Source organism: Flavivirga rizhaonensis, from assembly GCF_004791695.1.
Taxonomy (GTDB): Bacteria; Bacteroidota; Bacteroidia; order Flavobacteriales; family Flavobacteriaceae; genus Flavivirga; species Flavivirga rizhaonensis.
This window is the reverse complement of sequence record NZ_SRSO01000063.1, coordinates 1-1,434: the sequence shown is the minus strand read 5'-3', so window position 1 is coordinate 1,434 and position 1,434 is coordinate 1. Positions and strand designations below refer to the sequence as shown.

Here is a 1,434-nt window from a genome sequence, read left to right as displayed (position 1 = left end):
TATAGCATCCATGAAAAAGCAGTAAGTCGAGTATCTTTATAGATCACAAAAAATATAAAAGATATGAACACTCAAATTACTGCCTACCCAAAGTTATACATTGGAATTGACATTCACAAGCGAAGTTGGAAGATCCATTGTGCGAGCGATCTATTTTCAGGAAAATCATTTACAATGCCCCCTAATCCAGAATTTTTAAAAGCTTATGTCGATAAGAATTTTAGAGATTACGAAGTAACAACGGCTTATGAGGCAGGATGCTGTGGCTACTATGCGCATCGTAAGTTTGAGAGTTATGGTTGGACTTCCTTGGTTGTGAACCCAGCAGACATTCATCGTAGGGGAAAAGAGAAATATACCAAGACCGATAAGATAGATGCCCAATTAATAAGCAGGGAGTTAAAAGATGGTCGTTTAAGTAGTATCCATATACCAGAAGTAGAACGGGAAGAATTACGGAGCCTTTTTAGAAGGCGCAATGATTTGGTAAAGGATTATAGACGAATAAAGAGTTATATAAAAATGCAGCTGCTCTATTTTGGAGTTTCTATTCCAGAAGAATTTGACAATGACCACTGGAGTCACAAGTTTAGACATTGGTTAGATGCCGTGGAATTTGACTATCCAACAGCTCGAGAAACATTAGAGAGTAGAATGCGGTATTTTAGATTTATAGATAATGAAATCCGATATGTTTCAACCAAACTGCGGGCTTATTGTCGTAAGCATTACAAAAAGGATTATTATTTATTACGCAGTATTCCAGGGATAGGAGGTATAGTAGCATGCGGTATTATCAGTGAGTTGGGAGACTTGCGCCGTTTCAAAAGCATTAAACATTTAGCGGGTTATGTTGGTTTGGCACCAGGAGTACATCAAAGTGGAGATAACCAAAGGAGTATGGGTATCACGATGCGGGCGCATCGATTAATGCGTAGTTACTTTATAGAAGCCTCTTGGCAATCGATACGAACAGACCCGATAATGCAAGCGTATTACCGTAAGCATATCGGGAAAAACGTAAAGACGATCATCATCAAGGTTGCTCGGAAACTACTTAGTAGGACCTTAGCAGTAATAAAAACAGAAACACCTTATGCTATTGGCGTATTGGAATAAAGATAACAAATAACAAAGCTCACAAAAAGTAGCAAAGCCTGTATCACAAAACACTGTGGGTGACCAACTTTTAATGTTAGGATCACATATTTATAGCAAGTGGCCAGGTTTATTATAGCTTATAATCATACAGATGCTGGTGACCTTCTTTTAATCGAATGGATCACAAATAGGATGCGGAGCAAGTTATATAGTGTTGAATTATTGATAATCCTATCGGAATTATCAACAATTCAACATCTCAAAATCATCATTATGAGATAATTGAAAAATAAATATTAACTTTGAAGAACTTGGCTAGTGCTTTTCATAGGA

The 1,434-nt window shown here is 37.1% G+C and carries 1 protein-coding gene; it reads left to right on the top strand.

The annotated features are described in order from the left end of the window. Positions 1 to 63: 63 nt before the first annotated feature. Positions 64 to 1,119: an IS110 family RNA-guided transposase gene (locus EM932_RS20625; RefSeq protein ID WP_135879097.1), complete on the top strand. Its 1,056-nt coding sequence runs from the start codon at positions 64 to 66 to the stop codon at positions 1,117 to 1,119. The last annotated feature ends 315 nt before the right edge of the window (positions 1,120 to 1,434 follow it).